Source organism: Paenibacillus sp. JL3B1040 (genome assembly GCF_057063165.1).
In genome coordinates, this window is record NZ_CM169317.1 from 1,238,641 (window position 1) to 1,264,079 (window position 25,439).

At 58.7% G+C, this 25,439-nt stretch carries 19 protein-coding genes, 1 pseudogene and 2 riboswitches; of the genes and pseudogenes, 17 read left to right on the forward strand and 3 right to left on the reverse strand.

Annotated elements, in window-relative coordinates:
- Nucleotides 1-274: 274 nt before the first annotated feature.
- Nucleotides 275-407: riboswitch (glycine riboswitch) on the forward strand.
- A 183-nt stretch (nt 408-590) separates the two neighbouring features.
- From sdaAB to ACZF99_RS05400, 7 genes and pseudogenes are all read left to right on the forward strand, one after another.
- Nucleotides 591-1,262, forward strand: coding sequence for an L-serine ammonia-lyase, iron-sulfur-dependent subunit beta (gene sdaAB / locus ACZF99_RS05370; RefSeq protein ID WP_483609701.1), 672 nt, complete (start codon nt 591-593; stop codon nt 1,260-1,262).
- Nucleotides 1,263-1,278: 16 nt separating this feature from the next.
- The gene (gene sdaAA / locus ACZF99_RS05375; RefSeq protein WP_483609703.1) at nt 1,279-2,160 is read left to right on the forward strand and encodes an L-serine ammonia-lyase, iron-sulfur-dependent, subunit alpha; all 882 of its coding nucleotides are present in this window, start codon (nt 1,279-1,281) and stop codon (nt 2,158-2,160) included.
- 92 nt (nt 2,161-2,252) lie between these two features.
- A complete protein-coding gene (locus ACZF99_RS05380) occupies nt 2,253-2,942 on the forward strand; it encodes a response regulator transcription factor (protein ID WP_483612549.1) in 690 nt (229 codons plus the stop codon).
- Entirely contained in the window at nt 2,939-4,063 is a 1,125-nt protein-coding gene (locus ACZF99_RS05385) for a sensor histidine kinase (RefSeq protein ID WP_483609705.1), read from the forward strand. The genes ACZF99_RS05380 and ACZF99_RS05385 overlap by 4 nt, the downstream gene beginning before the upstream one ends.
- Nucleotides 4,064-4,176: 113 nt before the next feature.
- On the forward strand, nt 4,177-4,890 hold the full coding sequence (locus tag ACZF99_RS05390) for an ABC transporter ATP-binding protein (protein ID WP_483609707.1): 714 nt from the start codon (nt 4,177-4,179) through the stop codon (nt 4,888-4,890).
- 811 nt (nt 4,891-5,701) lie between these two features.
- Nucleotides 5,702-5,938 (forward strand): annotated as a pseudogene (locus tag ACZF99_RS05395) (FtsX-like permease family protein); the annotation flags it as partial.
- A 1,138-nt stretch (nt 5,939-7,076) separates the two neighbouring features.
- A complete protein-coding gene (locus tag ACZF99_RS05400; protein WP_483612551.1) occupies nt 7,077-7,397 on the forward strand; it encodes an FtsX-like permease family protein in 321 nt (106 codons plus the stop codon).
- Nucleotides 7,398-7,496: 99 nt separating this feature from the next.
- On the opposite strand, the gene ACZF99_RS05405 is transcribed toward ACZF99_RS05400, so the two are convergent.
- Complete coding sequence (locus ACZF99_RS05405; protein WP_483609709.1) at nt 7,497-8,903, reverse strand: MFS transporter; 1,407 nt, start codon at nt 8,901-8,903, stop codon at nt 7,497-7,499.
- Nucleotides 8,904-9,039: 136 nt separating this feature from the next.
- Here ACZF99_RS05405 and ACZF99_RS05410 point away from each other — a divergent pair, with 136 nt between their 5' ends.
- The 8 genes from ACZF99_RS05410 (at nt 9,040) to ACZF99_RS05445 (ending at nt 17,814) form a co-directional block, all read left to right on the forward strand.
- On the forward strand, nt 9,040-9,378 hold the full coding sequence (locus ACZF99_RS05410) for an ArsR/SmtB family transcription factor (protein WP_483609711.1): 339 nt from the start codon (nt 9,040-9,042) through the stop codon (nt 9,376-9,378).
- 212 nt (nt 9,379-9,590) lie between these two features.
- The gene (locus tag ACZF99_RS05415; RefSeq protein ID WP_483609713.1) at nt 9,591-10,922 is read left to right on the forward strand and encodes an S-layer homology domain-containing protein; all 1,332 of its coding nucleotides are present in this window, start codon (nt 9,591-9,593) and stop codon (nt 10,920-10,922) included.
- A gap of 447 nt (nt 10,923-11,369) precedes the next feature.
- Entirely contained in the window at nt 11,370-12,134 is a 765-nt protein-coding gene (locus ACZF99_RS05420) for a methionine ABC transporter ATP-binding protein (RefSeq protein ID WP_483612552.1), read from the forward strand.
- Between the two features lie 20 nt (nt 12,135-12,154).
- On the forward strand, nt 12,155-12,817 hold the full coding sequence (locus ACZF99_RS05425; RefSeq protein ID WP_483612554.1) for a methionine ABC transporter permease: 663 nt from the start codon (nt 12,155-12,157) through the stop codon (nt 12,815-12,817).
- 21 nt (nt 12,818-12,838) lie between these two features.
- Nucleotides 12,839-13,711 carry a MetQ/NlpA family ABC transporter substrate-binding protein gene (locus ACZF99_RS05430; RefSeq protein WP_483612555.1) on the forward strand — a complete coding sequence of 291 codons (873 nt, stop codon included), beginning with the start codon at nt 12,839-12,841 and terminating at the stop codon, nt 13,709-13,711.
- A gap of 82 nt (nt 13,712-13,793) precedes the next feature.
- Nucleotides 13,794-15,080, forward strand: a complete 1,287-nt coding sequence (locus tag ACZF99_RS05435) for a glycoside hydrolase family 18 protein (RefSeq protein WP_483609715.1) — start codon at nt 13,794-13,796, stop codon at nt 15,078-15,080.
- Between the two features lie 106 nt (nt 15,081-15,186).
- Nucleotides 15,187-15,346: riboswitch (FMN riboswitch) on the forward strand.
- A 128-nt stretch (nt 15,347-15,474) separates the two neighbouring features.
- Nucleotides 15,475-16,491, forward strand: coding sequence for a DMT family transporter (locus ACZF99_RS05440; RefSeq protein WP_483609717.1), 1,017 nt, complete (start codon nt 15,475-15,477; stop codon nt 16,489-16,491).
- 126 nt (nt 16,492-16,617) lie between these two features.
- On the forward strand, nt 16,618-17,814 hold the full coding sequence (locus ACZF99_RS05445) for a GGDEF domain-containing protein (RefSeq protein ID WP_483609719.1): 1,197 nt from the start codon (nt 16,618-16,620) through the stop codon (nt 17,812-17,814).
- 239 nt (nt 17,815-18,053) lie between these two features.
- On the opposite strand, the gene ACZF99_RS05450 is transcribed toward ACZF99_RS05445, so the two are convergent.
- The gene (locus ACZF99_RS05450; protein ID WP_483609721.1) at nt 18,054-20,189 is read right to left on the reverse strand and encodes a glycoside hydrolase family 52 protein; all 2,136 of its coding nucleotides are present in this window, start codon (nt 20,187-20,189) and stop codon (nt 18,054-18,056) included.
- A 155-nt stretch (nt 20,190-20,344) separates the two neighbouring features.
- On the opposite strand from ACZF99_RS05450, the gene ACZF99_RS05455 reads away from it, so the two are divergent.
- Both ACZF99_RS05455 and ACZF99_RS05460 read left to right on the forward strand, forming a co-directional pair.
- A complete protein-coding gene (locus tag ACZF99_RS05455; protein ID WP_483609722.1) occupies nt 20,345-21,274 on the forward strand; it encodes an AraC family transcriptional regulator in 930 nt (309 codons plus the stop codon).
- 26 nt (nt 21,275-21,300) lie between these two features.
- A complete protein-coding gene (locus tag ACZF99_RS05460; RefSeq protein ID WP_483612557.1) occupies nt 21,301-22,998 on the forward strand; it encodes an alpha/beta fold hydrolase in 1,698 nt (565 codons plus the stop codon).
- Between the two features lie 528 nt (nt 22,999-23,526).
- On the opposite strand, the gene ACZF99_RS05465 is transcribed toward ACZF99_RS05460, so the two are convergent.
- Nucleotides 23,527-25,182 (reverse strand): glycoside hydrolase family 9 protein, encoded by a 1,656-nt coding sequence (locus tag ACZF99_RS05465; protein ID WP_483609724.1) that lies wholly within the window; start codon nt 25,180-25,182, stop codon nt 23,527-23,529.
- Nucleotides 25,183-25,439: the final 257 nt, after the last annotated feature.

Consider the following 25,439-nt stretch of genomic DNA (forward strand, 5'->3'; position numbering starts at 1 on the left):
GCCGAGCCTGCCTGCGCTGATGTGAAGGAAAGTTAACGCGGAGCGCACCTTATTTTCAACATTTCATAAAATAAGGTAAAATCTGGAGTTGTTGGGGATAGTATATATCTGTAAATTTAAGGATACAAGTGGCTTTACATGAAAAATATACATATTTTCACATAAAAATAGGAAAATATGACTAGAATAGCTTAACAAACCATGTAACCTTATGTAAGTTATCTTGACATATTGCTAACTTCGTTTTACATTAAACACAAATTCATACAGGCGAATGAGGATGATGGGAGAGTCCGCAGGGGGAGCCGGAAGGGAAGGGGAGCCTCAATAGCGGCACCGAAGGAGCAAAGGGCCGGTCCTGCAAACCGGCAGCCGAATCTCTCAGGTACAAGGACCATGATCGGACGCCACTCTGGAGAGAGCGATCAGCCACCCAAGAGGTACATGGATCCCGGATCAAGGGTAGGCCGGGAACATTAAACTTTCAGGTAACGGGGACAGAGCAAAGGGGCAGCGGCCTTTTTGCGCTGTCCCTTTTTCGTGGTAAACCGGCGGATCATCTTGAATGCCAATAAGGGAGAGATTGAACCATGCGCTTCAAAAACGTGTTTTCCATTATCGGGCCGGCGATGATCGGTCCATCGAGCTCGCATACCGCCGGGGCGGTGCGGATCGGGCGATTCGCGCGGCAATTGTTCGGGGAACCGCCGGTGGAGGCGGCGATTTGTTTTTACGGCTCTTTTGCCGAAACGTACAGCGGACACGGCACCGATTTGGCCGTGGTCGGCGGCATCCTCGATTACCGCACGGACGACGAGCGAATCCGCCATTCGCTGCAGGATGCCGCGGAGCAGGGGGTGAAGGTGGTATTTTCCACGGGGGTCTTACCCGGTGCGCATCCGAATACGGTAAAAATTACGCTGACCGGCGCGGACGGGCGGCATATGGAAGTGACGGGCGCGTCCATCGGCGGGGGAACGGTCGTCATTCGGAGCATCGACGGATTTGAGGTCAAAAGCTCGGGCGAGCTGCCGACGCTGGTGATCTCCCACGCCGACCGGCAAGGGGTGCTGGCCGGCATTACCGCCTTGTTCAGCCGGGAGTACGTCAACATCGGCTACATCATCACCGACCGGAAAGGGCGCACGGGCGAGGCATTGACCGTCGTGGAAGCCGATTCGTCCATCCCCCCGCAATTAAGGGAGGCGATCGGTTCGTTGGAGCATGTCGTCCGGGTAGCCTATATCGATCTGTCGAGATAAGAAAGGAGAGAGCGGAATGCGCTTCAAAAATTTGCGGGAGCTGGTCCGGCTGTGCGACCGGGAATCCCAAACGATTTCCGGCATCATGATCCAGGATCAGGCGGCCGAGAGCGGGCAATCGGAGGCGGAGATCCTAGCCGCCATGGGCGAGTATTACCAAATCATGAAAACGGCGGTACACAAAGGGCTGACGGAGGATATCGTCTCCACCAGCGGTCTGACGGGCGGCGACGCCAAACGGGTCGAGGCTTACCGCGGCCGCGAAGAGGCTTCCGTCGGCGACATCGCCTGCCGGGCGATGGCCTACGCGCTGGCGGTGTCCGAGGTCAACGCCTCGATGGGGCGAATCGTCGCCACGCCGACAGCCGGTTCCTGCGGCATCATCCCCGGCGTGTTCGTGAGCGCCCAAGAGCGCTTCGGCTGGGAGGACGATCACCTCGTGCGCGGGTTGTTTTGCGCCGGGGCTATCGGTTACGTGATCGCCAACAACTCGTTTATTTCCGGCGCGGAAGGCGGATGCCAGGCGGAAATCGGCTCGGCGATCGGCATGGCGGCCGGAGCGATGGTCGAGCTGCGCGGCGGGACGCCGGAGCAGGCGGTGCAAGCCGTCGGTCTCGCGCTTAAGAACACGCTGGGCTTGATCTGCGATCCCGTCGGCGGCTTGGTGGAAATCCCCTGCATCGTGCGCAACGGCTTTGGCGCGGTGAACGCCCTTGCCGCCGCCGATATGGCGCTGGCCGGCGTGCGCAGCGCGATCCCGTCGGACGAAGTCATCGACGTGATGCTGGAGGTCGGCTCGGCGATGCCCAGCCGCCACCGCGAAACGGCGCAGGGCGGGCTGGCGCAAACGCCGACCGGCCGCAAGATCATGAAAGAGCTGCGGAGCCGGAAGAAATAATTACAAATTCAGAGATGACACATTTTTTCGAAGGGATGTTCGTGTATAATCTGCTTGTAGGAATGACCGGAGGGAAAGGGCGTACTTTTATCATGACGAGCATTCTGATCGTAGAAGATGATGCGGGCTTGAACAAAGGGATCGCGCTGACGTTGGCCCGGGATGGAATCGCCGTGGAACAGGCTTATGATTTGGCGGGAGCGGAAGCGCGGCTTGAGGCGGGCGGAATCGATCTCATCCTGCTTGATGTCAGACTGCCGGACGGAAGCGGCCTGGACTTTTGCGCCAAGCTCCGAGAGACTTCGCGGATCCCCGTCATTTTTCTGACGGCGAACGATATGGAGTCCGATATCGTGATGGGCTTCGAACTGGGCGGGGACGATTACATCACGAAGCCGTTCAGCCTGATGGTGCTCAGGTCGCGGGTGATGGCCGTGCTCCGGCGCTGTGACCCCGGCCGCGAGGATAAAGTGGTGATCGGCTCCCTCGCGTTCGACTTCGGCAAAATGGATTACCGCAAAGAGGGAGTGGCCATTCCGCTCAGCGTGACGGAACAAAAGCTGCTGAAGGCGCTGGTGAACCACCGCGGACAAATTCTGACCCGGGAGCAGCTGATTTATCTCGTATGGGGGCATGAAGCGGAGTTTGTGGATGAGAACGCATTGACCGTCACGATCAAGCGATTGCGGGCCAAGATCGAGGAGAATCCCTCCGCGCCTCAATATATTAAAACGGTATACGGGCTCGGGTACTTGTGGACCGACGTGGGGGTGCCGCGATGAGAAGCGGCCGCGCAACCGGCGGAGGATACGGGCACGCCGAATTAGCCGGAGGGCGCAAAGGCGGGCGGCCCGCTGGACAAGCCCGTCCAGCCTCGCGGCAGCGGATTGCTTTCGGCTGGATTTACGCCGGGTACGGACTCTTGTTTGCCCTGCTGACGTTCGGTTATCCGGTTGCCGCCTGGGTGTGGGCCGGGGAGGTGTTCTCCCCGCCGCTTTGGCTGCCCGCGTGCTTCGCCGCGGCGTTGATCCTGGCGGCTGGCGCTTTCGCCCGGACGCTGCGAGCGAGGTCCGCTTCCGTCATCCAGGCGGCTTACGATATTGTGGATGCGGCAATCGCCGGTCAGGCCAGGCTGACCGATTATGAAGAAACCCGTCTTTCCGCGTTGGAAAACAAGGTTGTTCGTTATGTCGAGCTGGCCAAAGCGCGCGAAGGGCAAGTCATGGCGGAGCGGAGCCGGATACAGACGCTGCTCTCCGACATCTCGCACCAGACGAAAACGCCGTTGTCGAGTATGATGCTGTACGTCGAGCTGCTGGAGGAAATCCCGCACCTCAGCGAGGAGGCTCGGCAGTACGCGGCCCAGATTAAGGCGCAAACCGCCAAGCTGGATTGGCTGATCGGTTCTCTGGTCAAAATGTCCCGGCTCGAGGCAGGGATGATTACGTTGCAGACCGACGTGTCCCCGTTGATTCCGACGATCACGCAAGCCGTTTCGCAGGTGTATGCGGCGGCGGAGCGCAAAGGCATCGAAATTGCGATTGACTTCGACCCGAAAGTCTCGGCGCGGCACGATCCGAAATGGACCGGCGAAGCGTTGTTTAATCTGTTGGAGAATGCGGTGAAATACAGCGGATCCGGAAGTGTCGTACAGGTTTCGGCGCAGGCGGGGGACATGTTTGTCCGCGTTGATGTGGCCGACCGCGGGATCGGGATCGCGGCGGAGGAGTGGAACGATATTTTCAAGCGGTTTTATCGCAGCAAGCAGGCGGCCAAGCAGGAAGGCGTCGGCATCGGCCTGTATCTGGCCCGGGAGATCGTTGCCGCCCAAGGCGGACATATCAAAGTATCGTCCAAGCCCGGGGAGGGCTCGGTGTTTTCGGTTTTTTTGCCTGTGATGTAGGCATCGGAATATGTCGAGGCTGTAATTTTCCGGACATCCGATCGAAAGATTGGTCTGTTACATTAAGTCCTGTACGATCAAAGTACAGGATTTTTTATTGGGAGGGTTACGACATGCCGATCCTGCAAATCGAGGGGTTAAAGAAATACTATGGCCAAGGAAATACCGCCACCAAGGCGCTTGACGGGATCACGCTAAGCGTGGAGAAAGGCGAATTCGTCGCGATCGTCGGCACGAGCGGCAGCGGAAAAAGCACGCTTCTCCATCTGCTGGGCGGACTGGACCGCGCTACGGAAGGCAAGGTGCACGTGGACGGCAACGATATTTTTGCGATGAACGACGAGAAATTGACGATCTTTCGGCGACGTTCGGTCGGCTTCGTATTCCAGAGCTATAATCTGATTCCGATCTTGAACGTGTACGAAAATATCGTGCTGCCGATCGAATTGGACGGAGCCCGCGTCGATAAGGAGCACGTGGACCAGGTAATCCGCGCGCTCGGGCTGGCCGACAAGGTGCACAACCTGCCGGCGAATTTGTCCGGCGGACAGCAGCAGCGCGTGGCGATCGCGAGAGCGCTGGCGACGAAGCCTTCGATCGTGCTGGCGGACGAGCCGACGGGGAACCTGGACAGCAAAACGAGCCAGGAAGTGATGGTGCTGCTGAAGCAGATGAGCGAACGGTTCCATCAAACGATCGTGATGATTACGCACAACGAAGAGATCGCGCTCACCGCGGACCGGATCGTCCGCATCGAGGACGGCCGGATCGTCGGCCGTTCCGGTCGCGCCGGGAGGGAGGCGGGAACGGATGCCGTCCACGAATAACCGCAAGGCGGTCGCACAGTTGGCTAGCCGAAGCCTGAAGGCCAATCTGCCGCGCAACGCGATCATCGTCAGCGCCATCGTGCTTACGACGCTGCTGCTCACTTCGGTGTTTACGATGGCTTTTAGCCTCAACGAATCGATGCAGTTGACCAAAATGAAAACTGCCGGGGGAGATTTTCACGGCAGTTTCAAATATTTGGCGCCGGAAGAGGTCGACCGGCTTCAGCAGCATCCGTCGATTAAGGAGTACGGCGAAGCCGTGATGGTCGGGTGGGCGACGAGCGATGTGTTCCACGGCACCAAGCTGGAGATCAACCATATTGACGAGAACATGGCTAAGCACAGTTTTATCCGGTTTACGGAAGGCGGCCTGCCGACGGAAGAGAACGGGATCGCCATGAACGCTTGGGTGCTGGATCTGCTTGGCGTGCCCCACGAAGTGGGCGCCAAGGTAATACTCGATATGGATATCGACGGGAAGGCGGTTACCAAGGAGTTCGTGTTGTCGGGTTTTTTCCCCGCTGACCGGAATCTAGCGATGGCCGGGCTGGCGTTCGTATCGGAGGCTTTTGTGGAACGGAACATTTCGCAGATCGACCCCGAGCAGACCAGGTTAAGCGGCAGTTACGTCAATACGATCCGGTTGGACGTCATGTTCGCGGATTCTATCGGCATTGAAAAGAAGCTGAAAAAGGTGCTGTCCGACACCGGACTCGACGTCCCCTACGGCGTAAACTGGTCCTACAGCAGCGTCGCCCTTCAGGAAGATCCGGCGAACGCGATTCCGTTTCTCGTTTTGCTGCTGATTATCATGCTGAGCGGTTATCTGCTGATCTACAATATTTTTCACATCTCCGTCGTGCGGGACATCAAGTTTTACGGTCTGCTGAAAACGATTGGGACGACGCCGCGCCAACTGCGACGGATCATTTCCGTTCAGGCGAACCGCTTGTATTTGATAGCTTTGCCGATCGGGCTGGCTTTGGGCTACGGAGTGGGCGTGTGGCTGATGCCGCTGATGTTGAGCTTATCCAACGAGACGGAGACCGCTTATTCGGCCAACCCGCTGATTTTTGTCGGAGCCGCCGTATTCGCCTATTTGACGGTGCGGATCGCCGCCAGCAAACCGGGGCGCACCGCGGCACGAATCGCGCCGGTCGAGGCGGTGAAGTTCTCCGGGATCGGCGGCGGGAGCACCGGGCGGACAATCAAACGCTCGGCGCGCGGGGCCAAGCTGTCCCGAATGGCGCTCGGCAATCTGTTCCGCAGCAAAAAGAAGCTATGGCTCATGCTGGCTTCCTTGTCGCTTAGCATCATTTTGTTCAGCATCATTTATACGGTCATTTCTTCGTTTAGCGTAAATAAGTACTTGAACAGCTTTATTTCGGGAGACTTTGTGGTTAAAGAGGATGTCGGCAGCCGGATCGGCGTTCCCGAGCCGGAGGCCGCCGCACTGACCCCGGAGGTTGCAGATTCGTTTAAGCATATCGACGGGATCACCGGCTTGGATAAAGTGTACTATAAAGGTTATTCGTTAAAAATTGATGAACCGATCCGACGCAGGCTTGAACCTCTGGCGGCGACGGAAGATCCGAGTAGGCCCGACTTCACCACCCTTCTCGGCAATGGGGCCGTTTCGCTACAGCTACATGGCCTGGACCTCGGGTGGTACGATGTGATCGATAAAAACGAGATCGTCGCCGGGACATTTGACCGGGACAAGTTCGCCTCCGGGAATTACGTGCTCATTACGGAAGCGTTGCTCGGTTCGGACCGGTATGCGTCTTATTATCAGCCGGGAGACGTGATTCAACTGGACGGCATGAAGAAAAGTTACGAAGTGATGGCGGTATTGGACACGGATGCGCTGTATGCGGCGGGAACCCAGTTTTATAACATGGGCGGGTTTAAAGTATTTTGGCCGGCGGAGGAGTTCATAAAGGCGGTAAAGGCCCCGGTCATTTTGTCCGCGACCCTGCACGTCGATCCGGCCAAGCTCGGTGAAGTGGAGGCGGCGGTAAAAGCGGCGGCGGCGCCCCATCCAACCTTGATCTTTGAAATCGCGGGAGGAGTACAAACAGGAAATGCAAAGCTTTATCCGGATTTTCCAAACGATCGGCTACAGCTTGTGTTTTATCGTCGCCTTAATCGGGATTTTGAACTATATCAACACGGCGATCACCGGAATGTTATCCCGCCGGAACGAATTCGCCATATTGGAGAGCGTCGGCATGACCCGAAAGCAATTGAAAACCATGCTGGTGGCGGAAGGCCTCTACAGCGTGCTGCTGACGATCGCGATCGCGGGGACGGCAGGTCTGAGTTTAACGTATCTGGTGGCGAAGGGGGTAGCGGACCATATGGCGTTTACGGAATTCCGCATGGACCTGTTGCCGCTGGCCGGCGTGGTGCCGCTGCTCGTGGCGATCGCTTTGATCGTGACCTTGGCTTCATACCGCAGGCTGTCCCGGATGTCGATCGTGGAAAGGTTAAGGGAAGCCGAATAAGTCCAGGATGGCCTGGAACAACAGCAATACCCCTGGGGGCTGCGGAAAGCATTTGTTCCGTTTGCAGCCCCAGGGGTTTTCGCTATATCAACCGCCGGGTTACACTTCAAAAGAGGTGTCCGGCTGCGATCTTCCTTTTACGGCGATGCTACGCAAATAAACAAACGACGAGCCAAGGGCGAGCAGCGCCATCACCATGAGACCCCAGAAAATGTTGGAGTAGGCGGCGGACAGCGAAAGACCGTGCTGCCATTCCATGGCGCTGGAGGCCATGGCTACGCTGAAGGCGCCGCTGAAAAACTGCAGCAACTGATACAGCCCCATCCCCGAGCCTACCTGCGATGCCGGCAGAATACGGGAAATTTCGTTGGATACGCTGCTGGAAAGCATTGTGAACCCTAAGCTGATCAGCATATAGATGAACAGGATGGCCAGCCACGATTGCCCGCTGAACAGGGCAAACAGAACCATGGAGCTGAGCACGAGCAGCGGAGCATACCGCAGGATTGCGCCGTTGCCGTGGCGATCGATGACGGAGCCGACCCTGCGGGAGGCGACCATCGCCAGCATCGAGCCCGGGAAGATGATCAGCCCGGCATGGCTGGCGGTTAACCCAAAGCGATGAACCAAAATTTGCGGCAGCAAAAATAAGGTGGCGAAGCTGCACAAATACGCTGCGATGCCGACGATCGACAAGGCGAGGTACGACCCGTTGCTAAACAACGCGGGCGAGACGAACGGGTTGGAGGCGGTGCGGATACGCCAGACGAATAGCGCCAGCGCTGCGGCACCGAACGCCAGCGCCGTCCAGGAATGCTCCGTCAGAAACAACAGCAAACCGGTTGTGCCGACGGCCACGAAAATCGCGCCCGGGGTATCGAACGCTCCCCGAACCGGTTGTTCCCGCGGGATATTCCGAAGAAACAGCGGTACTAACAGCAGCGTGAGCGCCGTGATGACGAACAGGTACCTCCAGCCCAAATATTCTACGATCGAGCCGCCGGCAACGGGGCCAAGACCGAGACCCAGCGATACGGCCGACATGATCAAGGCCATCGCTTTCCCGCGCCGCTCGATGGGAACGTAGCGGGATAAGGTTACCAGCGACAGCGAGACGACAGCTCCTGCCCCGGATGCCTGAACAACGCGAACGGCGAGCAGTATCCAGAAGCTTGGGCTGAACAACCCGGCGATAGCGGCAATCCCCAGCGTCGTCAGTCCAATCGCCAGCAGGCGCCGGATCGGCAGGAAGTCGGAAAGACGGCTGAACGTGATCGACGAGATGGCAAACATGATCGAATATCCCGTAACGATCAGGGAAGTGACGGTAGCCGACAAGTGGAAGGTTTCGGTGACGTCCGGCAGCGCCAAGTTAAACATGGCCGTGTTCATGATAACCAACACCACGGCAAACGCGAGCAACGTCGTCAGCAAACCTTCGTTGTTTAAGGAAGGTGAGGGAGTCGCCACTGTGGTATTTTCGAATTCGGCGGAGATCTTTTGCATGGTTTTTCACCCACTCTTTCTTTGTTCTAAAGTTCGAATATTATCGAACTATTGAAATATAGCATGACATGGCTTATGATGTAAATAGGGAATGATTCATTCATCACGAATTATGGAGATAAAGGAGTTTTACCTGATGAAAGTCCTACATCATCCCGAACGGGATGACATTCAGTTGTCTTCCGTGTTATACGCTTTAAGTGACCCGATCCGGCTCAGCGTCGTGGCAGAAATGCGCCGAATCGGCGAACGGCCTTGCAATTACTTCGAGGTGCCGATCGCCAAATCGACGTTATCCCATCATATCCGGACGCTGCGGGAGGCCGGCGTCGTGTTTACCCGCATCCAAGGCACGCAGCGATTTATGTCGGTAAGGGAGGAAGATTTGGAATCCCGTTTTCCCGGCTTGCTGGATTCGATCCTGCAGGCATACGATAAATCCGGCCCGAAGGATGAAAGTACCATTTCGGAGTAACGGGAACCTTTAATTCAACCAGGCCCAGGGCACTGCCCTTGGGCTTTTTCTGGTTCGTTTAGCGCAGGCGAATCCGCGTCGGTTATGCCGGAATTCCGGCTGCCCTTCGGCCTATTCACATTCGTTCCGAATTATGGTTTTCTGAGTAGTGGCAGCGTATTTGCGCGTGCTGGACTTATCGCATATGCGTCAAGATTTGGGAGGCAATCGTTATGATCAGAACGAATTGGCAGCGTATCTTCAAACGGAGATGGCGCCAAGCGGCAGCGTTTTGCTTGCTGGCTGGCTTCGTGGGCTTGGCCGGAGGATACGGGCCGGCGAATTTCCCCGTGGGTCCGTCCATCGCCGAGGCAGCGGTCGTGTCCGCGGATTCCGGCGTTTTTAAAGATATTCGCGGGCATTGGGCATTAGAGGAAATCGAATCGATGGTCGCGCAGGGAATCTTGAACGGATACCCGGACGGGACGTTCCGGCCCAACGAACCGGTACAGGTGGACCAGTTCATCAAGATGCTGATCCTCTCCTACAGCGAGCAGCATCCGAATCTGGAGCGCACTTGGCAAGCGTCCTTTCTCGAATCGCTGAGCGAAGAGAACCGGACGATCCTGAAGCAGGATTACCGTTACTTCGACTTCAAGCCGGCCATGACGGGATATTGGGCTAAGCCTTATATCGATGTGGCGAGCGATCTGAATTTTTTGAACAAAAACCGTTACAGCGATTTTCAAACGGGAATGACCCGGGAAAATGTAGCGGAGGTACTCTATTACACGCTGCAGGAGACCGAGTATCTGGAGGATGAGCAGTTTAGCCGCAAGGTGGCCGCATCCTACGGGGATTTGACCAGCGCGAGCGACCGGCAGCAGAAGTTCATCGCCGAATCGCTGATCAAGGGGATCATGCAAGGGTATCCGGACGGAAACTTCGGTGTCGGACGGACCGTATCGCGGGCCGAAGCGCTCGTGATTCTGAACCGTCTGACCGACAAATCCAAGCGGATTCCGATTCAGCCGGAGGAAGGCAAGCTGCAGCGGCTTGTGCCGACCGCCGCCGGAGGGCAGAGAATCGTCGCTTTTCCCGACAAACGGATGTGGGATGCCTACGATATCTTGCGGAAGGCCGGCCAACTGCGCGGCACCAATTACGATTTGTTCGATACGACGCTGCGCCTATTCAAGGACGAAAAGGAGAAGGCGGCGGTGCAGCAGGCTACGGCGGCAGGGGGAACGAGCTCCAATGGCGGAGAGGCAACGGAGGAAGCGGCGATCTGGCTCGACCCGACGTACAACACGTACGGCATTACCGTTCGGCTCCGGGAAGGAACGTTGGCCCGGAACAAGGAATCGATCGAGCTGTTCGCCAATCAGCTGTTCAGCTATGACGCCATCGCGTTCCGCCGCTGGTTTGATGCGATTTGCGCCGAGGTGGAAGCCGGCCGGCCACTGGCCGACAAGCAGGCCAACGTCGGGGATTTTTCCGTGAGCGTACTCGTTGATAACAAAGCCAAAACGGTCGTATTCTCGATTGCGGCCAAAGCGCAGTAAATCTTCATCCATTATGCACAAAAAGGCTCGGCTAGGGGATGTTTCTCTTAAGCCGGGCCTTTTTGCGGATCAGTCGGATGAGCTGTTCCGCTCCGTTCTGCAGGAGGTTTGGCCGGTCGCTTTGCAGGATAATCCCCTTTGATCAGATCGCCGAGAACTGGATAAGTGCTCGCTTCATTCCGGGCCCCGGGCCCTTAGCCCCTGGCCTCCCTGAATGAAAGGGATAATTGTGCAAAGGCGGCATGAGAGACATCTATGGCACAGTAGAAGTTTGCATCGACGAGGACGCCGCAAGGCGTTTTTTCTTTCGTTTTCGATTGACTCTTGTAATAATGAACTAAATTTAGTGACACAGATGAATACTTAGTCTATAATTTACAGGTGAAACAACAATGTAACAGATTATATAAATAAGTGATACAGCGGAAGCGGAGAGGGGGAGCGCTTATCATCACTTTGGAGCATGTCAGCAAGACCTACAACCTGCGGAACGGACGGTTTGAGGCGGTGCGCGACGTGTCCCTGCGGATTCCGCGAGGCACGATCCACGGCATCATCGGCCCCAGCGGGGCAGGAAAATCGACGCTGCTGCGAATGATGAACGCCCTGGAGCTGCCGGAACGCGGGAAGGTAACCGTACTTGGCCGGGAGCTTACGGCCCTCCCCGAGAGCGCGCGGCGCGAGGTACGGCGGTCGATCGGGATGATTTTTCAACAGTTCCACCTGTTGAATAACCGCACGGTCAGCGGCAATGTGTCGGTGCCGCTGGAGCTTGCGGGCTTGCGAAGGAGGGAGCGGGCCGACCGCGTCCGGGAATGCCTGCGTTTTGTCGGCCTGGAAGACAAGGCCGGCCAATACCCGGCCTCCCTCAGCGGCGGGCAGAAGCAGCGGGTGGCCATCGCGCGGGCGCTGGCGAACCGGCCGGACATTCTGCTCTGCGATGAGCCGACCTCCTCGCTGGACCCGAAGACGACCGCGGAGATTCTCGAAGTGCTGCTGCATATCCATCGGACGCTTGGCGTGACGGTCGTCATCGTCACGCATGAAATGGATGTGGTGCGCAGCATCTGCCAAGGGGTTTCGGTGCTGGAAGACGGTCGGCTGACCGATTCGTTGACGCTTGAGCGAAAGGAAGCGGCGGCCGGAACCTCCGGAATGACGAGCTATAGCGCTTCCTATCGGGAGCAACTGCTTGGCGTGACGGAGGTGTAAGGGTGCTGGATATAACTTTGATGTGGGACGGTTTCGTCCAGTATCGCAGCCAGATCGGCGAAGCGATCGGCGAGACGTTCCTCATGGTCGGAATTGCGCTGATCGCTGCCGTCCTGCTCGGTTTGCCGGCGGGAACGGCCCTGTATCTGACCGGCAAAGGCCAGCTGTACGAACACCGCCTGGGGTACGGCCTGCTGAACGGTGTGGTGAATGTCGTCCGCTCGTTCCCGTTCCTGCTGCTGGTGGTGTTCATGATTCCGCTGACCCGCCTTATCGTCGGCACGGCGATCGGGACTTTGGCCGCCTCCGTGCCGCTGGCGGTCGTCGCGACCGCCATTTATGCGCGGTTCGTCGAGCAATCGCTGCTGGAGGTGCCGCGCGGCGTGATCGAATCGGCGCGGTCCATGGGGGCGTCTACGCTTCAGATCATCACGAAGTTTTTGTACGTGGAAGCCCGCTCCGGCTTGGTGCTGGGGCTGACCTCCTCGACCATCAGCTTCATTTCCTACTCGACGGTGATGGGCGTGGTCGGCGGCGGCGGGGTTGGCGATTTCGCCATCCGCTACGGTTATCAGCGGTTCGAAACCGAGTTGATGGCCGTCGTGATCCTGCTGATGATTGTTCTGGTGCAAGGAATTCAATTTATAGGGAATGCGTTGTCCCGCTGGCTGGATAAACGCTAATATTCGGAGGGAGAAACCATGATGAAGACAGGAAAATGGATGATGGCGCTGGCGCTGCTGATGCTGGTGCTGAGCGCTTGCGGAAACAACGGCAACACGTCAAACGCTGCAAATGCCGGGAATGCGGAGACGGGCGTGGCGGCACCGCCGGCGGCAGAGGCCGAAACGACGGAAACGACCACGTTGAAGGTCGCTTCTTTGATTCCGCCGATGACGGACATCCTGGAGTTGATTAAGCCGCAGCTTAAGGAGGAAGGCATCGATCTGGAAGTCGTCGTGCTGTCCGACAACGTGCAGCCGAACGATGCGCTGGCGAACAAGGAAGTGGACGCGAACTTCTTCCAGCACGTGCCTTGGATGGAAGAGTATAATAAGAACAAAAATGCCAACCTTGTCCCGGTTCAACCGGTTTATCACGCCGTTTACGGCGCATACTCCAAACGTTACAAATCCATGGAGGAACTTCCGGACGGGGCGACGATCGTGATCGCCAACGATGCGTCCAACGGAGGCCGTTCCCTCGACATGCTGGATAAAGCCGGCGTGATCAAGCTGAAGGAGGGCGTGGGCATCAACGCGACTTTGGCCGATATTGTGGAAAACAGCCACAACTACAAATTCGAGGAAGTCGATCTGCTCATGCTGGCCCGGATGCTGGACGATGCCGATTTGGTGCTGATGACTCCGGCTTATGCCAGCCCGCTGGGACTTACGCCGAAGAAGGACGCCTTGCTGACGGAAACGCTCGAATCGGCCTTCGCGATCACCTTGGTGGCGCGTCAGGACAACCGGGATTCGGAAGCGATTCAGAAGCTGGCGAAGGCGATTTCCAGTCCGGAAGTCAAGCGGTTCCTCGAGGAGAATTACGACGAGATTGCCCTACCGGCATTCTGACGTAGGCTTTACTGCCGGAATAGGCCAAACCAGCTCCTTCATAGGATGTAGATAGCATGATCCATATGAAGGAGGGGAGTAAATGCAGATTCATGTCGTCCAGCCGGGCCAAACGACGTATAGCATCGCGGAAGCTTATGGCGTGCCTTATGAAGATATCGCCGAAGCCAATGAACTGCCGAATCCGGAGCGGCTTGTGGTTGGACAAACCTTGGTCATTCCGATCGTCGGCAGCTATTACTGGGTTCGTCCCGGGGATAGCCTGTGGTCGATCGCGCAGCGTTTCGGCTTAAGTTATCAGGAGCTGGCCCGCGTCAACGCCATTGCCGTGGATCATCCCCTGTCGATTGGCTTCCGGCTGTATATCCCGCCGCGGCCGCGAAGAAGCGCCGAATTTAACGCCTATGTCGAACCGCGCGGCGGAACGGTTGCTCCGGCGCTGGAGGAAAGCGCGCGCGAAGCGGCGCGGCACTTGACGTACCTGGCCCCGTTCAGCTTTCAGGCGCAGCGGGACGGCTCGCTCCGGGAGCCGCCGCTGAACGAGTTTCCGGAAATTGCCCGGGCGAATCGGGTAGTGCTGATGATGGTGATCACGAATCAGGAGAACGATCAGTTCAGCGATGAGCTTGGCCGGATTCTGCTGAACGAGATGCCGGTGCAGGACCGTTTCTTGGACAACATTGTCACGACGGCAAACCAATACGGGTTTCGGGACATCCACTTTGATTTCGAATTCTTGCGGCCGGCCGACCGGGAGGCCTACAACGCCTTCTTGCGTAAAGCCAAAGCGCGTTTTGCGCAGCAGGGCTGGCTGATGTCCACCGCCCTGGCGCCCAAGACAAGCGCCGGTCAGCAAGGCTTGTGGTACGAAGCCCATGATTACCGGGCGCACGGGGAAATCGCCGACTTCGTCGTGATCATGACCTATGAGTGGGGCTACAGCGGAGGTCCGGCCCAGGCGGTGTCGCCCATTGGCCCGGTCCGGGAGGTACTCGAATACGCCTTGACGGAAATGCCCGGCTCCAAAATCATGATGGGGCAAAACCTGTACGGCTACGACTGGACGCTGCCGTTCGTACAGGGAAGCGTTGCGCGGGCGGTCAGTCCGCAGCAGGCGATTCAAATCGCCGCGCGGTACGGCGTCGCTATCCAATACAGCGACCGGGATCAAGCTCCGTTTTTTCACTATTGGGATGAAGAAGGACGGGAGCATGAAGTATGGTTCGAGGACGCCCGCTCGATTCAAGCCAAGTTTAATCTGATCAAGGAGCTGGGGCTGCGCGGGATGAGCTATTGGAAGCTGGGCTTGAGTTTTCCGCAAAATTGGCTGCTGCTCGAAAGCAATTTCGACGTGGTCAAACGGGGATAGAATTGGAAGGTTCGGACGCGAGAAGAGTATGTGATTTTTGTAACAGAGCTACCCAAAGTCTTAGGTTATGATAGAAACAACTTAAGCAATCAAAATTTAAATGAATAGGGATCTTCGGGGGAGGGTGAAATTCCCGACCGGCGGTGAGGGTTTCTCATTGAGGGAAACCGCAGCCCGCGACTCGCCTGCGGCCTTTAGCGGCCGTACGCGACTGACTTGGTGCGATTCCAAGGCCGACGGTAAAGTCCGGATGGGAGAAGATCAATGAAGCTGAGTTTGATTTTGGGACCGGTACGGTTCCTGCCAGGCTTATTTGGTCAGCCCCCGCAAACCTTTACGAAGGTTCTGCGGGGGTTTTCTGCTTAGACCCCGTACTCAAGAAGGGGATATTACCATGAAAAATGCAAATGCAGACAACCGCATCCGGATGCGGGCCGGAGCGGCCGCCGGGGCGCTTGCGGGCTCGGCAGGCACGGCCCAACGTTCGTTTGAAGCGGCGAAGGCGCGCAACTCGCGAAGCGGTTTTTGGCTTGTTGTGCTGGGCGCGGCACTGTGGGGCGTCGATCCGTTATTTCGGGTCATCCTGCTGAAATCGCTCACGTCGGCGCAAATCGTACTCATCGAGCATCTGATCATTGCGCTCTTTGCCGTTCCGGTCTTATGGAGAAACCGCACCGAGCTCAAAGGGCTCGGCTGGCGGCAAGGGGGCGCGCTGCTTTTTATTTCCTGGGGCGGTTCGGCCATCGCCACGATTCTGTTTACCATGGCGCTGACCAGCGGGAACCTGAACGCCGTCCTGCTGCTGCAAAAAATGCAGCCGCTGTTTGCGATCCTGCTGGCCGGATTGCTGCTCAAGGAGAAGCTGCCTCGGCACTTCTTCGGGTTGTTGATCATTGCGCTGTTCGGCACGTATTTGCTGACCTTCGGATTTACGATGCCGATCGGACATTGGAGCGATTTCGTGCAGATCGGCAGCCTGCTGTCGTTGGGCGCCGCCGCGCTGTGGGGCGGATCCACGGTCATGGGCCGGATGATGGTCGGACATATGAAATACGAAACGGTAACGTCGCTGCGGTTTCTATTGGCGCTGCCGCTGCTGCTTGCCATCACTTGGAACGAAGGGGCCGCTTGGCATCTGCCGGCCGGCACCACGCAAATCGCCGCGCTTTCCCTCAATATGCTGGGACAAGCGTTGCTGCCGGGGCTGCTCAGCCTGCTTGTCTATTACAAGGGGCTCACGACGACCAAAGCGTCGGTTGCCACACTGGCGGAGTTGAGTTTTCCGATGGTTGGCGTCCTGGTCAACTGGATCGCCTTCCAGCAAGTGATCACGGTCGCTCAGGCGTGCGGATTCGTGCTGATCTGGGGGACGTTGTTCCTGATCTCCCGCCAGGGGGACGGCAATTCCTAATCGATTCATCCGATCATGATAAAGCGAGCTTTTCCTCCCGTTCCATGGGTTGGACAAGCTCGCTTTTTTTCATCCCGCATCCCTCTTTTGGCGAAATTTGTTGTATGATAAAAAGAATGATAAACGATGAATTATCGTAGGGCGGATGGAGACGGTGGATCGTTCATGATGGATCTGAATTTGGATATGAAGACGGTATTCGTTTTGCTCATGCTGGGCCATCTCCTTGCCGTCATCCTCTTTAGCGCATACAAGTTCCGCGGCTCGAAGGAGTCGGCGATCGACCTGTTTTATGCGGCCAAATGGCTCCAGGCCATAACCTGGGGGTTATTTGTCGTTTCGGGACAAGTTCCGAGCATGGCGGCCATCGTTGCCGCCAATCTGGTTTTCCTGCTGGGCGTCGCGCTGGAAACCGCGGCTTTGCTGCGGGTGGCTGGCGGATTCGGCGCCGGAGCGAGGCGGTTTTACGCCGGTTGGACGGCAATTGGCATGGCCGCTTATTTGCTGGTTGTGATCCTGCATAATACCGCCCCGCTTCGCATCGCCGTCGTATCCCTTGCGATCGCGGTGATGCTCTCCGTACCCGCCGTCCGGCTGGCGGCTTCGCCGTCCAAGTCCCCGCTGTCGCTGCTGTTAGGCTACATGTATTTGACCATAGCGGCCGCCTTGGTCGTTCGCACGCCGCTGGCTTTATTTACCTCCGTGCCGGTGGACATGCTGGCTCCCGGCATCTATCGGACCTTATCCTTCCTGGCCTTGTACGCGATCATGATGCTGGGAAACATGGGCTTTTTTCTGCTGTCCAAGGAAGGGACCGACCGGGAATTGCTGAGATTGGCCAGCTATGACGATATGACCGGCGCGCTGAACCGCCGGGCGTTCATGCATCAAACGCGGGAGGCGCTGCGCCGCTGTCGGAAGGAAGCGATCCCCGCTTCGTTTATCCTGATCGATGTCGATCATTTTAAGACGATTAACGACTCGTTCGGGCATCATGTCGGAGACGAACTGCTGCGGGAATTCGCCGGGAAGGTCCGGCCGCGGCTGAAGCCGGGGGATTTGTTCGGCCGGTACGGCGGGGATGAGTTCGCCATCTTCCTTCCGGGGGCGGACGAGCCGGCTTCGGACCGGTTTGCCGAATCGCTGCGCGCGTCCGTGCTCGAGAGCCGGGAAGATACGTGGCGTCCCGAGTACACGATCAGCATCGGCGTCGTGACCGTCTCCGCGGGAGACGACTCCCCGCTGCCGGAGCTGTTCAAAGCCAGCGACGAAGCCCTGTATCAAGCGAAGCATGCCGGTCGCAACCGGGCGGCCCGCAGCTGAACATCAAAGTTGGACGAAAAAGGTATCTTTTCCGTCCAACTTTTTGGTGCTTGCAGGAAGTGGCTGTGGCGGGACGCCAGTGCTTTTTTGCTTCTGTACGATATTTCGTACAAAAGTCCGGCGGCAGGGGTCCAGGGGTCTGTTCCCCTAACCTCACCATCCCACCATCCCACCGTCTTAAGAATAAAGCCGAGCATTGAATTGACGACCTTTAGGGCAACCCCTTTCGCCGTTTCGGCTTAGTTCTCGTCCAGCCACAAAATCGCCGTCACGCCGCGCGGATAATAACGGCTGCCGCAGATGACGCCGGCCATCATCTGATCGCTCCAACTCCAGTAGGCGTTCTTCTCGGAAGTCAGCCAGGCGACATGGGCCGCATCGGCCGCTTGCCCTTGTTCGTCCCAGGCGAGACCGAGGATCCGGCGGGCGATAAATTGGCACAGATAGATTTTGCTGAGCCAGGAGTTGTTGCTCGTCGAGGACAGCTTCCAACCGCCGTCTTCGAACAGGCAGACGCCGGGCTGCAGCACCGTATCCAGGTGCGTAGCCAAAGCCCGGATATATTCGCTGAACCGGCCGTTCCGGTCCAGCGCTTCTTCGCAGCCGGTGTACAGCGGGAAGACGAGTCCTTCGATGGCCGGGATGATCTTGGAGTCGTTGTTCTCCTGAATGACCGCCGGAATGTAGCCGCCCGGCAGCAGATGCGCGGTGATCGTTGCCGCGCACAGCTCGGCTTGCCGCCCGGCCAGTCCGGCCGCCGCCTCGCGGCCGCTCGCGCGCAGCAGCTTCTCCATCGCCACGTACGCCGCCCAGCTTTTGCCTGCCAAATAAATGTTGTTCCGCGCTTGCCCCAGCGAAACATCCAGACTGTCGTAGGTGGTGATTTCGGCACCGCCCATCGTGCGGGAACTGTCCAGTCCCATGATGCCGGTCCGCTGGGCCGGCTCCGGATGGTCGCGGTTCACCATGCTCTCCAGACATTGCTCGAGGATCGGCAGGTTGCGGTCCAGCCAAACGCGGTCATTCGTCTGATTGACGTAAACGGCGGCGCTAAGCACCCAGTTGACGAGTTGCTCGTGTGTCATGTGGGAGAAGCAGTCATCGATCGCATGCAGCTCGTAAGCCGAAAACCCCGGACGGGAGAACGAGTTGGCCACGCCCATGTCATGCGTAAAGCTGATGCCGCCGGGATATTCGGTCCTATCCCCGGGAAGCCGTACCGTGTCTTGATAGCTGTAGCGGCGGGTGAACAGGTCCAGCTCGTTTTTGACCGTCCATGGGTTCATTTTTAGCTCAAAAAACAGCTGGTCGACCGTCAGATCGAACGTATTCATCATCCGATATTCGCCTTCGTTCACGATCCACAGCGGCTTGCCGTCATGCTCCAGCAGCTCGGTGGAGCCGTAATAGCTGCGGATGGCGTGCGCGAGCATAAACTTCTGATCCTCGTTCAGCTTGGCTCCGCTAACGAGCGCGTCGGCTTGACGGGCGACTTCCAGCTTGCGGTCGAACTGCTGAAGCGCATAGGCGGCCACTTCCTCGATGTTGGCGAAATATCGCGTGTAGTAGTAGGACGCATCCATTCCGGTCGTGACATAACCGGCGCGGTAGAAGCAGAGCGCAAAGCGATAGGTGGCTTTCTCGCCCGCCGGGGTATCCATGAGCAGCGCACCCACCGGGCCGAGGCCGAACCGGAGATTTTCCGGAACCTTCGGCTGGAGGATCGACTCCATTTTGAAAAATCCGGCGCTCGTGATACGCGGGTCGCTTGCCGCGATCGCCGTGTGACGGCCCTGGCCGAGGCCGCAAATCCGGCCGTCGGTCACGTCCTCCAAGCGGCGGATCGCGCTGAAGGCGTCGGCGTTCTGCAAGCCGAAGAAGGCTTGGCGTGTCGAGGTTCCCCGGGTATTGTCAACCGTGATTTCCGCCAGCACGGCCGGCATGAGCGCGAAACGCAGCTGCTCCTCCGTCGCCGTATCCGGGTCGGGCACGCCCTCAAAAGGGGAGATCAGGCGGAACGTCAAATCGCCGGCTTGCCATTCGTCGGTCGCCGCGCCAAACCGGCGGACGATCTCATTGCGGCCGAACGGTACGATGAGACCGCTTTCTTTTTTCTGAACGGAATGCTGCTCGCTGGCCCCGTCGCCGCTCTCTTCGGTCGTATAACGGTCCCGCTCGTCCAAGCCTTCGCCGTAAAACGGCAGGGCCCGGTAACGCTCTTGCCCGTCGTCCTGCAGGCCGATATAGATGTTCTGGTTCGGCGGGCTGCCCAGCTCAAGGTCGAAACCGCCGCTCTTGCCGGGATAACCGAGCGTAAAGCTGGCGAAAGCCCCCATCGGGGAGTGATGCGCGTTAAAAAATATATTTTTACCCAAGTTAATTACCTCCTGTTCAATTGGCTGCGGTTGTGCTAGTTTGATTATAACAAGGCTTTGGGGGAACGCCCATATCCAAACCGCCAATCGATTTATCCAAAACGTTCAAAGTCGGCGGGGCGGGCGACCCAAAACGCGGAAGCGGAGGAACGAGGGTGGCTAGAGAGCATCAGGTTACCGAATATATGCTGCCGGATATGGATTCGACGTTTAAGCTCTTTGCCGCGCATTTGCGGACGGTGACGAGCGCGTGGTCGTACCCGCGCCACAGCCACCCGCTGTTCGAGGTGAACCTGCTGCTGGCGGGCAGCCAGGAGATGATCGTGGGGGGCAAGCGGTATGTGCAGCACCCCGGCGACTTCCTGCTGCTGCGCCCCGAGGACGTGCACGAAAGCCGGGCGCTCGGGACGGAGCCGATGACGTATTATTGCCTGCACTTCAACGTCGACGAGCCCGTGCTCCGCGAGCTGCTGTGCCGCGGCGAGGATCTCCTGCACGCCGCGGACGGTCCGCTGGCCGCGATCATTCGGCCAAGCCTGGACAAGCTGATCTCGCTGACCTCGGACGGGGCGGGCGCGAAGCTGGCGGACAAGATGCGGGCTTTGTCCGCCGTGTTCGAGCTGTTCGCCGGGCTGAGCGAAGGGCTGGCGGAGCGAGAATCCGGCGCTCCCGGCAGCCGGACGAACCGCATCGCGGCGGAGATCGCCGCCGGTCTGGAGCGCAGCGTCGAGGAGCCGGAGGCCTGGAGCGCGGCAGCGGGGCGGGGCGGAGGCTCCGGCGGGGACGTTGCGGACGGAGCCGACGGGGATCGGTCGCGCGAGACCGTCGCGGCGGTTACCGCCGGACTCGGCTACAGCGCGTCCTCCTGCAACCGGATCTTCCGCAGCGTCTATGGGATGTCGCCGCGCCAGTATTTATCGGCGCTGAAGCTGAAGAAGGCCAAGCTGCTGCTCATGGAGCCGGAGCTGTCGGTGGAGGCCGTCTCGATGCGCTTGGGCTACAAGGATATCGCCCATTTCAGCCGGCAATTCAAACGCTGGACCGGGGAATCGCCCGGCAAGTTCAGGGCCAGGTTTCATATTTAACTTTATCCGGAAAGGGGTTGGCCGTTATGGCCACGGAAATTGAAAGCGCTGACTTACTCGCGTTGCCGCTTCGCAAGCGGATCGTTTTTTTTGGCGACAGCATTACGGAGAACGGGACGTATATTCGGAATTTGGAAGCTTTTTTCTTGAGGCATCTGCCGGAGCACCAACTGGAGTGGATCAATTTGGGAGTCAGCAGCGAAACGGCGGCGGGAACGAGCGAACGGGATCATCCGTTTCCCCGTCCCTGCGTGCACGAGCGTCTGGAGCGCGCTTTAGCGGAGGTTCGGCCGGATTGGGCGTTTATTTGCTACGGGATGAACGACGGCATTTACCATCCGTTTGGGGAGCACCGCTTTGAAGCTTATCGTGACGGCGTGCGCCGGGCCGTGGAGCGGGTGCGCGGCAGCGGAGCCCGCGTGATCCTGATGACGCCGCCGCCGTTCGACACCGCTTCGATCGGCGGGGAGGCGCTGCCGGACGGGCTGGACGATTACTCGTTCGAGCGGCCTTACGCCGATTATAACGCTGTCCTGGGACGTTATGGGGCTTGGGTGCGCGAATACGGCGAGGCGGAAGGGCTGACGGTAGTGGATCTTCGCGGTCCGCTGGGTGAGCTGATTCGTGTACGCCGCGAAGCCGACCCTGGCTATCGCTACGGCGACGGCATCCACCCGAACGAGGACGGGCATTGGGTGATCGCACGAACGATCCTGAGCCGCGTCTTCCATCTGGAACTGGAGCGGATGCCGGCTTGGGCTGAAGGCAGCGGCAGCGCGTTCATCCGGCTCGTCGGCGAGCGCCGTGCCGTGCTGAACGCGGCGTGGCGGGAGCATGTCGGGCACACGAACCCGAACAAGCTGGAGACGCCGCCGCTGGCGGAGGCGCTGCGGCGGGCCGAGGAGATGCTGCCGGCGATCGGCCTAGCGGCCGCGGCGGAAGGCGGCGCGGAGAACGCCGAGGCGGGCGCGTGGATGGGATATGCGCGCACCGACTTCTACTTCGGCGGCCGCGAATGTGTGCTGGTCGCTCCGCGGGAGGCCGCGCCCGGCAAGCCGTGGGTATGGCGGAGCGAGTTCTTCGGCGCGTTCGCGGACGCCGACCTCGCTCTGCTCGAGCAAGGCTGGCACCTCGCCTATTGCCGGCTGAGCAACCTCTACGGCTGCCCGTATGCCGCCGGGCAGATGGAGGCGTTTCGCGCCGAACTGGCCGCGAAATACGGGCTGGCCCCGAAGCCGGTGCTGTTCGGCTTCAGCCGGGGCGGCCTGTACGCGCTGCGGTACGCCGCGCTGTACCCGGATCGCGTCGCGGCGTTGTACCTCGACGCGCCGGTGGTGGACATCCGCAGCTGGCCGGGGGGCCAGGGTGCGGGTCGGGGCGCGCCGGAGGAGTGGCGCGACTGCCTGGCGGCCTACGGCATCGCCCGGGCCGCGTCTTCTCCGGCGGACGCCCTTCGCCTTGCCGGCGCGGTGACGGAGCGCCTGCTGGCGGGGCTGGCCGCACCGGCCCGTGCCGGCGTGCCGGTGCTGCTCATCTCTGGCGACGCCGACCTCGACGTGCCGTTCGGCGAGAACGGCGCGGTCCTGGAGCGCGCCTACCAAGCCTATGGCGGCGCGGTAACGACGATCCTCAAGCCGGGGGGCGGCCATCACCCCCACAGCTTGCCGGACGTCGCGCCGATCGTGGACTTTGTCCGCGCGGAGGTTCTGAATCGCATACAGTAACAACCGTGGACCGTTCGATCGCTGTATCGGACGGTTTTTTATGCGATGAGCGGGGTGGGAGAGCTGCCGGCTTGTTTGCGCAAGGTGATCGACGGGGGATATTCTTGGCGTTTTCTGGTGTTATCTGGCGTTATCGCAGACTCATTTGGCACTGGCGTTGCTTGAAGATTTACACGATTTCATGGAGAAAGCGCGGACACAGGGGCCGGTGGTGTAAGCCGTAAATAATTGCAGGCGTGCAGCTATTTTCGCCAAATCTCGGATTTTTCCGGGAATAGCTGCAAGGATGCAGTTATTCCCAAGGAAAAAGCCGCTTTTCTCAAAATCGCGGAAAATAACTGTATATACGCAATTATTTAGCCGTTTAGATCAGGATGTGAGGAAATAACTGCATCTGAGCAGCTATTTCGGCATTCAAATGATTTCGGGTAATTCAGATTCAGTTCAAGTTTGGCTACTGAGACAGACCGGGCCGGACAAACAAAGGACGCGCGCGGTCGTAATTCCTGCGGCGTCCTTTGCGGTCGGTTATTTCACAAACTGCGATACGACGTACAAGGCCGGGGAGTTCCAATAGATCGTCACTTCGTTGCCGGCGTAGCTTAATTCGTGGTCGGCGAAGCACCGGGCCGGCGGCTGGCCCTGCAGATGCTCCATCATATAGTCATCATTAAGGTTGCGGTTGGGTCCTCCGGACACGAGGCCGGGAACGGCCGCTTCCACGCCGTCCGCCACGGACGGGCGATGGTGCAGCCGATTGACCGGACGGTCGCCGTAGCCGGAAACATAGCTGATGTCCAGCACATTGCGGCCAAGGAGATAGTGGATATGCTCCAGCGCCAGCTTCCGGTAGCGCTCTCCTCCGCCCAGCCGGCTTGCGAGCAGCAGGAGCATCGCGTTGTTCATCAGCACCATGTTGCTGCCCCAAATATAATCCTCCGGACGCAAGGAGGTCAGGTAGCCGTCCTCCGCGCAGCGGCGGGCCAACCGTTCGGCTTCCTCAAGGAGTCCTTGCCGGAGCGAGGCGCGCAAAGCGGCGTCCGCATCGGCGCCCGACTCGGCGCCGAGCAGGTAAGCGAGCGTCCCATAGCCGCTCATGTTGGTCCAGCCCAGCTCGTATTTGGCGAAGGGCAGGGCGGCCAGCCGGCGGAACGCTTCGTGATATTTTGCTTCGCCGGTTGTGCGGTACAGCTCGGCAGCCGCCCAATACCGTTCGTCCAAGTCGCTCGCATCGCCGTATTCGCCCGTGCCGACATCGGCCGGGTTCTTGAAGCCGGGCCCGTCCGGATGGGCGGGCGTGCGCTCGAGCCAGGCCCAAGCGCGTTCGGCCGCGCTTAGGCAACGGGCGGCAAAGGCATCGTCGAATGGCCGGTAGACCCGGGCCGCCATGGCCGTCACACCGGCCAGACAGGCGGTTGCGGTGGCGGAGACGGGCAGGAAATACAGGTCGGCCCGGTCGTCCTCCGGCATGACATCGAGCGCCGGGAACTGCTTGGTTGTCAGTTTGTGGAAGGCGCCTCCCGACCGGGGGTCCTGCATTTTGAACAGCCACTCCAGCTCGTAGCGGCATTCGTGCAGCACATCCGGCATCCGGCCGTCGCTTTCCGGCAGCGGAATCGGCCGCTCGAACGCCCGCGGGTTCCCCTCGTAAGCCAAGAGTAAATCGGCAACCGCTTTGGCTCCCGGGCCGGTGTATTTGCCGTAATCACCGGCGTCATGCCAGCCGCCGCTTCCGTCCAGACGGAGGGAAGGATCGTCATAGACGATGCCTTCGGACGTATGGCAGGCGCGATGCTTCCACGGGCCGGCGAAGGCCTCCTCCAGCTCCATGCCGCAGCGCAAATAATAAAAGGCTTTCAGCAAGCCCTGCTGCAAATCGCAATAGGGATTGCCGTCGATCGAAAATGCTGCCGAGCTTTCGCCGTTCAGGCAGACCCGGTAGGTTCCCGGCGTTTTCAAATCGCCGAAATCACCGCGGCAGACGCTTGTTCCCGCCGCTTCATCCTCATGCGCGGGACCGGTCGCGCCCCGGTAAACCACATCTCCCGAAACGGAGTCGACGACATCGAATTCACCGCCTTGGCCAATATAAAGAAAGGCTTTGGCGGCCTCGGCCGGGTATCCGAGCTGATTGACGGCAAGTCTCCGCCGCGGCGATACAGCGGTATTGGATGCTTGATTCATTACGTATCCCTCTTTTCAAGTATTAAAGTAAACGTTTTCAATGGAAGATGTATCCTCTTGTTGCACTTTGTTCTGGTGATAGCTCAATTTCCGCCTCACACTCTACTTTTACTTCTATCCTTGCATGTTCCGATCCGAATAACAAGACTCGAAAATTAGGGATCGATCGTCATCATTTAATGTTGTTGGATCGTTCGAAGTTCTGTCACAATAACCGAGAGATTCTTACAAACATTACGCATCCTATCGACTCTTCT

What these genes read in the sequence shown, in the direction of transcription:
- ACZF99_RS05390 (WP_483609707.1), top strand. Translation starts at nt 4,177, where the DNA reads ATGCCGATCCTGCAAATCGAGGGGTTAAAGAAATACTATGGCCAAGGA.
- ACZF99_RS05440 (WP_483609717.1), top strand. Translation starts at nt 15,475, where the DNA reads ATGAAAAATGCAAATGCAGACAACCGCATCCGGATGCGGGCCGGAGCG.
- ACZF99_RS05405 (WP_483609709.1), bottom strand. Translation starts at nt 8,903, where the DNA reads ATGCAAAAGATCTCCGCCGAATTCGAAAATACCACAGTGGCGACTCCC.
- ACZF99_RS05385 (WP_483609705.1), top strand. Translation starts at nt 2,939, where the DNA reads ATGAGAAGCGGCCGCGCAACCGGCGGAGGATACGGGCACGCCGAATTA.
- ACZF99_RS05435 (WP_483609715.1), top strand. Translation starts at nt 13,794, where the DNA reads ATGCAGATTCATGTCGTCCAGCCGGGCCAAACGACGTATAGCATCGCG.
- ACZF99_RS05415 (WP_483609713.1), top strand. Translation starts at nt 9,591, where the DNA reads ATGATCAGAACGAATTGGCAGCGTATCTTCAAACGGAGATGGCGCCAA.
- ACZF99_RS05460 (WP_483612557.1), top strand. Translation starts at nt 21,301, where the DNA reads ATGGCCACGGAAATTGAAAGCGCTGACTTACTCGCGTTGCCGCTTCGC.
- ACZF99_RS05465 (WP_483609724.1), bottom strand. Translation starts at nt 25,182, where the DNA reads ATGAATCAAGCATCCAATACCGCTGTATCGCCGCGGCGGAGACTTGCC.
- ACZF99_RS05400 (WP_483612551.1), top strand. Translation starts at nt 7,077, where the DNA reads ATGTTATCCCGCCGGAACGAATTCGCCATATTGGAGAGCGTCGGCATG.
- sdaAA (WP_483609703.1), top strand. Translation starts at nt 1,279, where the DNA reads ATGCGCTTCAAAAATTTGCGGGAGCTGGTCCGGCTGTGCGACCGGGAA.
- ACZF99_RS05410 (WP_483609711.1), top strand. Translation starts at nt 9,040, where the DNA reads ATGAAAGTCCTACATCATCCCGAACGGGATGACATTCAGTTGTCTTCC.
- ACZF99_RS05380 (WP_483612549.1), top strand. Translation starts at nt 2,253, where the DNA reads ATGACGAGCATTCTGATCGTAGAAGATGATGCGGGCTTGAACAAAGGG.
- ACZF99_RS05430 (WP_483612555.1), top strand. Translation starts at nt 12,839, where the DNA reads ATGAAGACAGGAAAATGGATGATGGCGCTGGCGCTGCTGATGCTGGTG.
- ACZF99_RS05445 (WP_483609719.1), top strand. Translation starts at nt 16,618, where the DNA reads ATGAATTATCGTAGGGCGGATGGAGACGGTGGATCGTTCATGATGGAT.
- ACZF99_RS05425 (WP_483612554.1), top strand. Translation starts at nt 12,155, where the DNA reads ATGTGGGACGGTTTCGTCCAGTATCGCAGCCAGATCGGCGAAGCGATC.
- sdaAB (WP_483609701.1), top strand. Translation starts at nt 591, where the DNA reads ATGCGCTTCAAAAACGTGTTTTCCATTATCGGGCCGGCGATGATCGGT.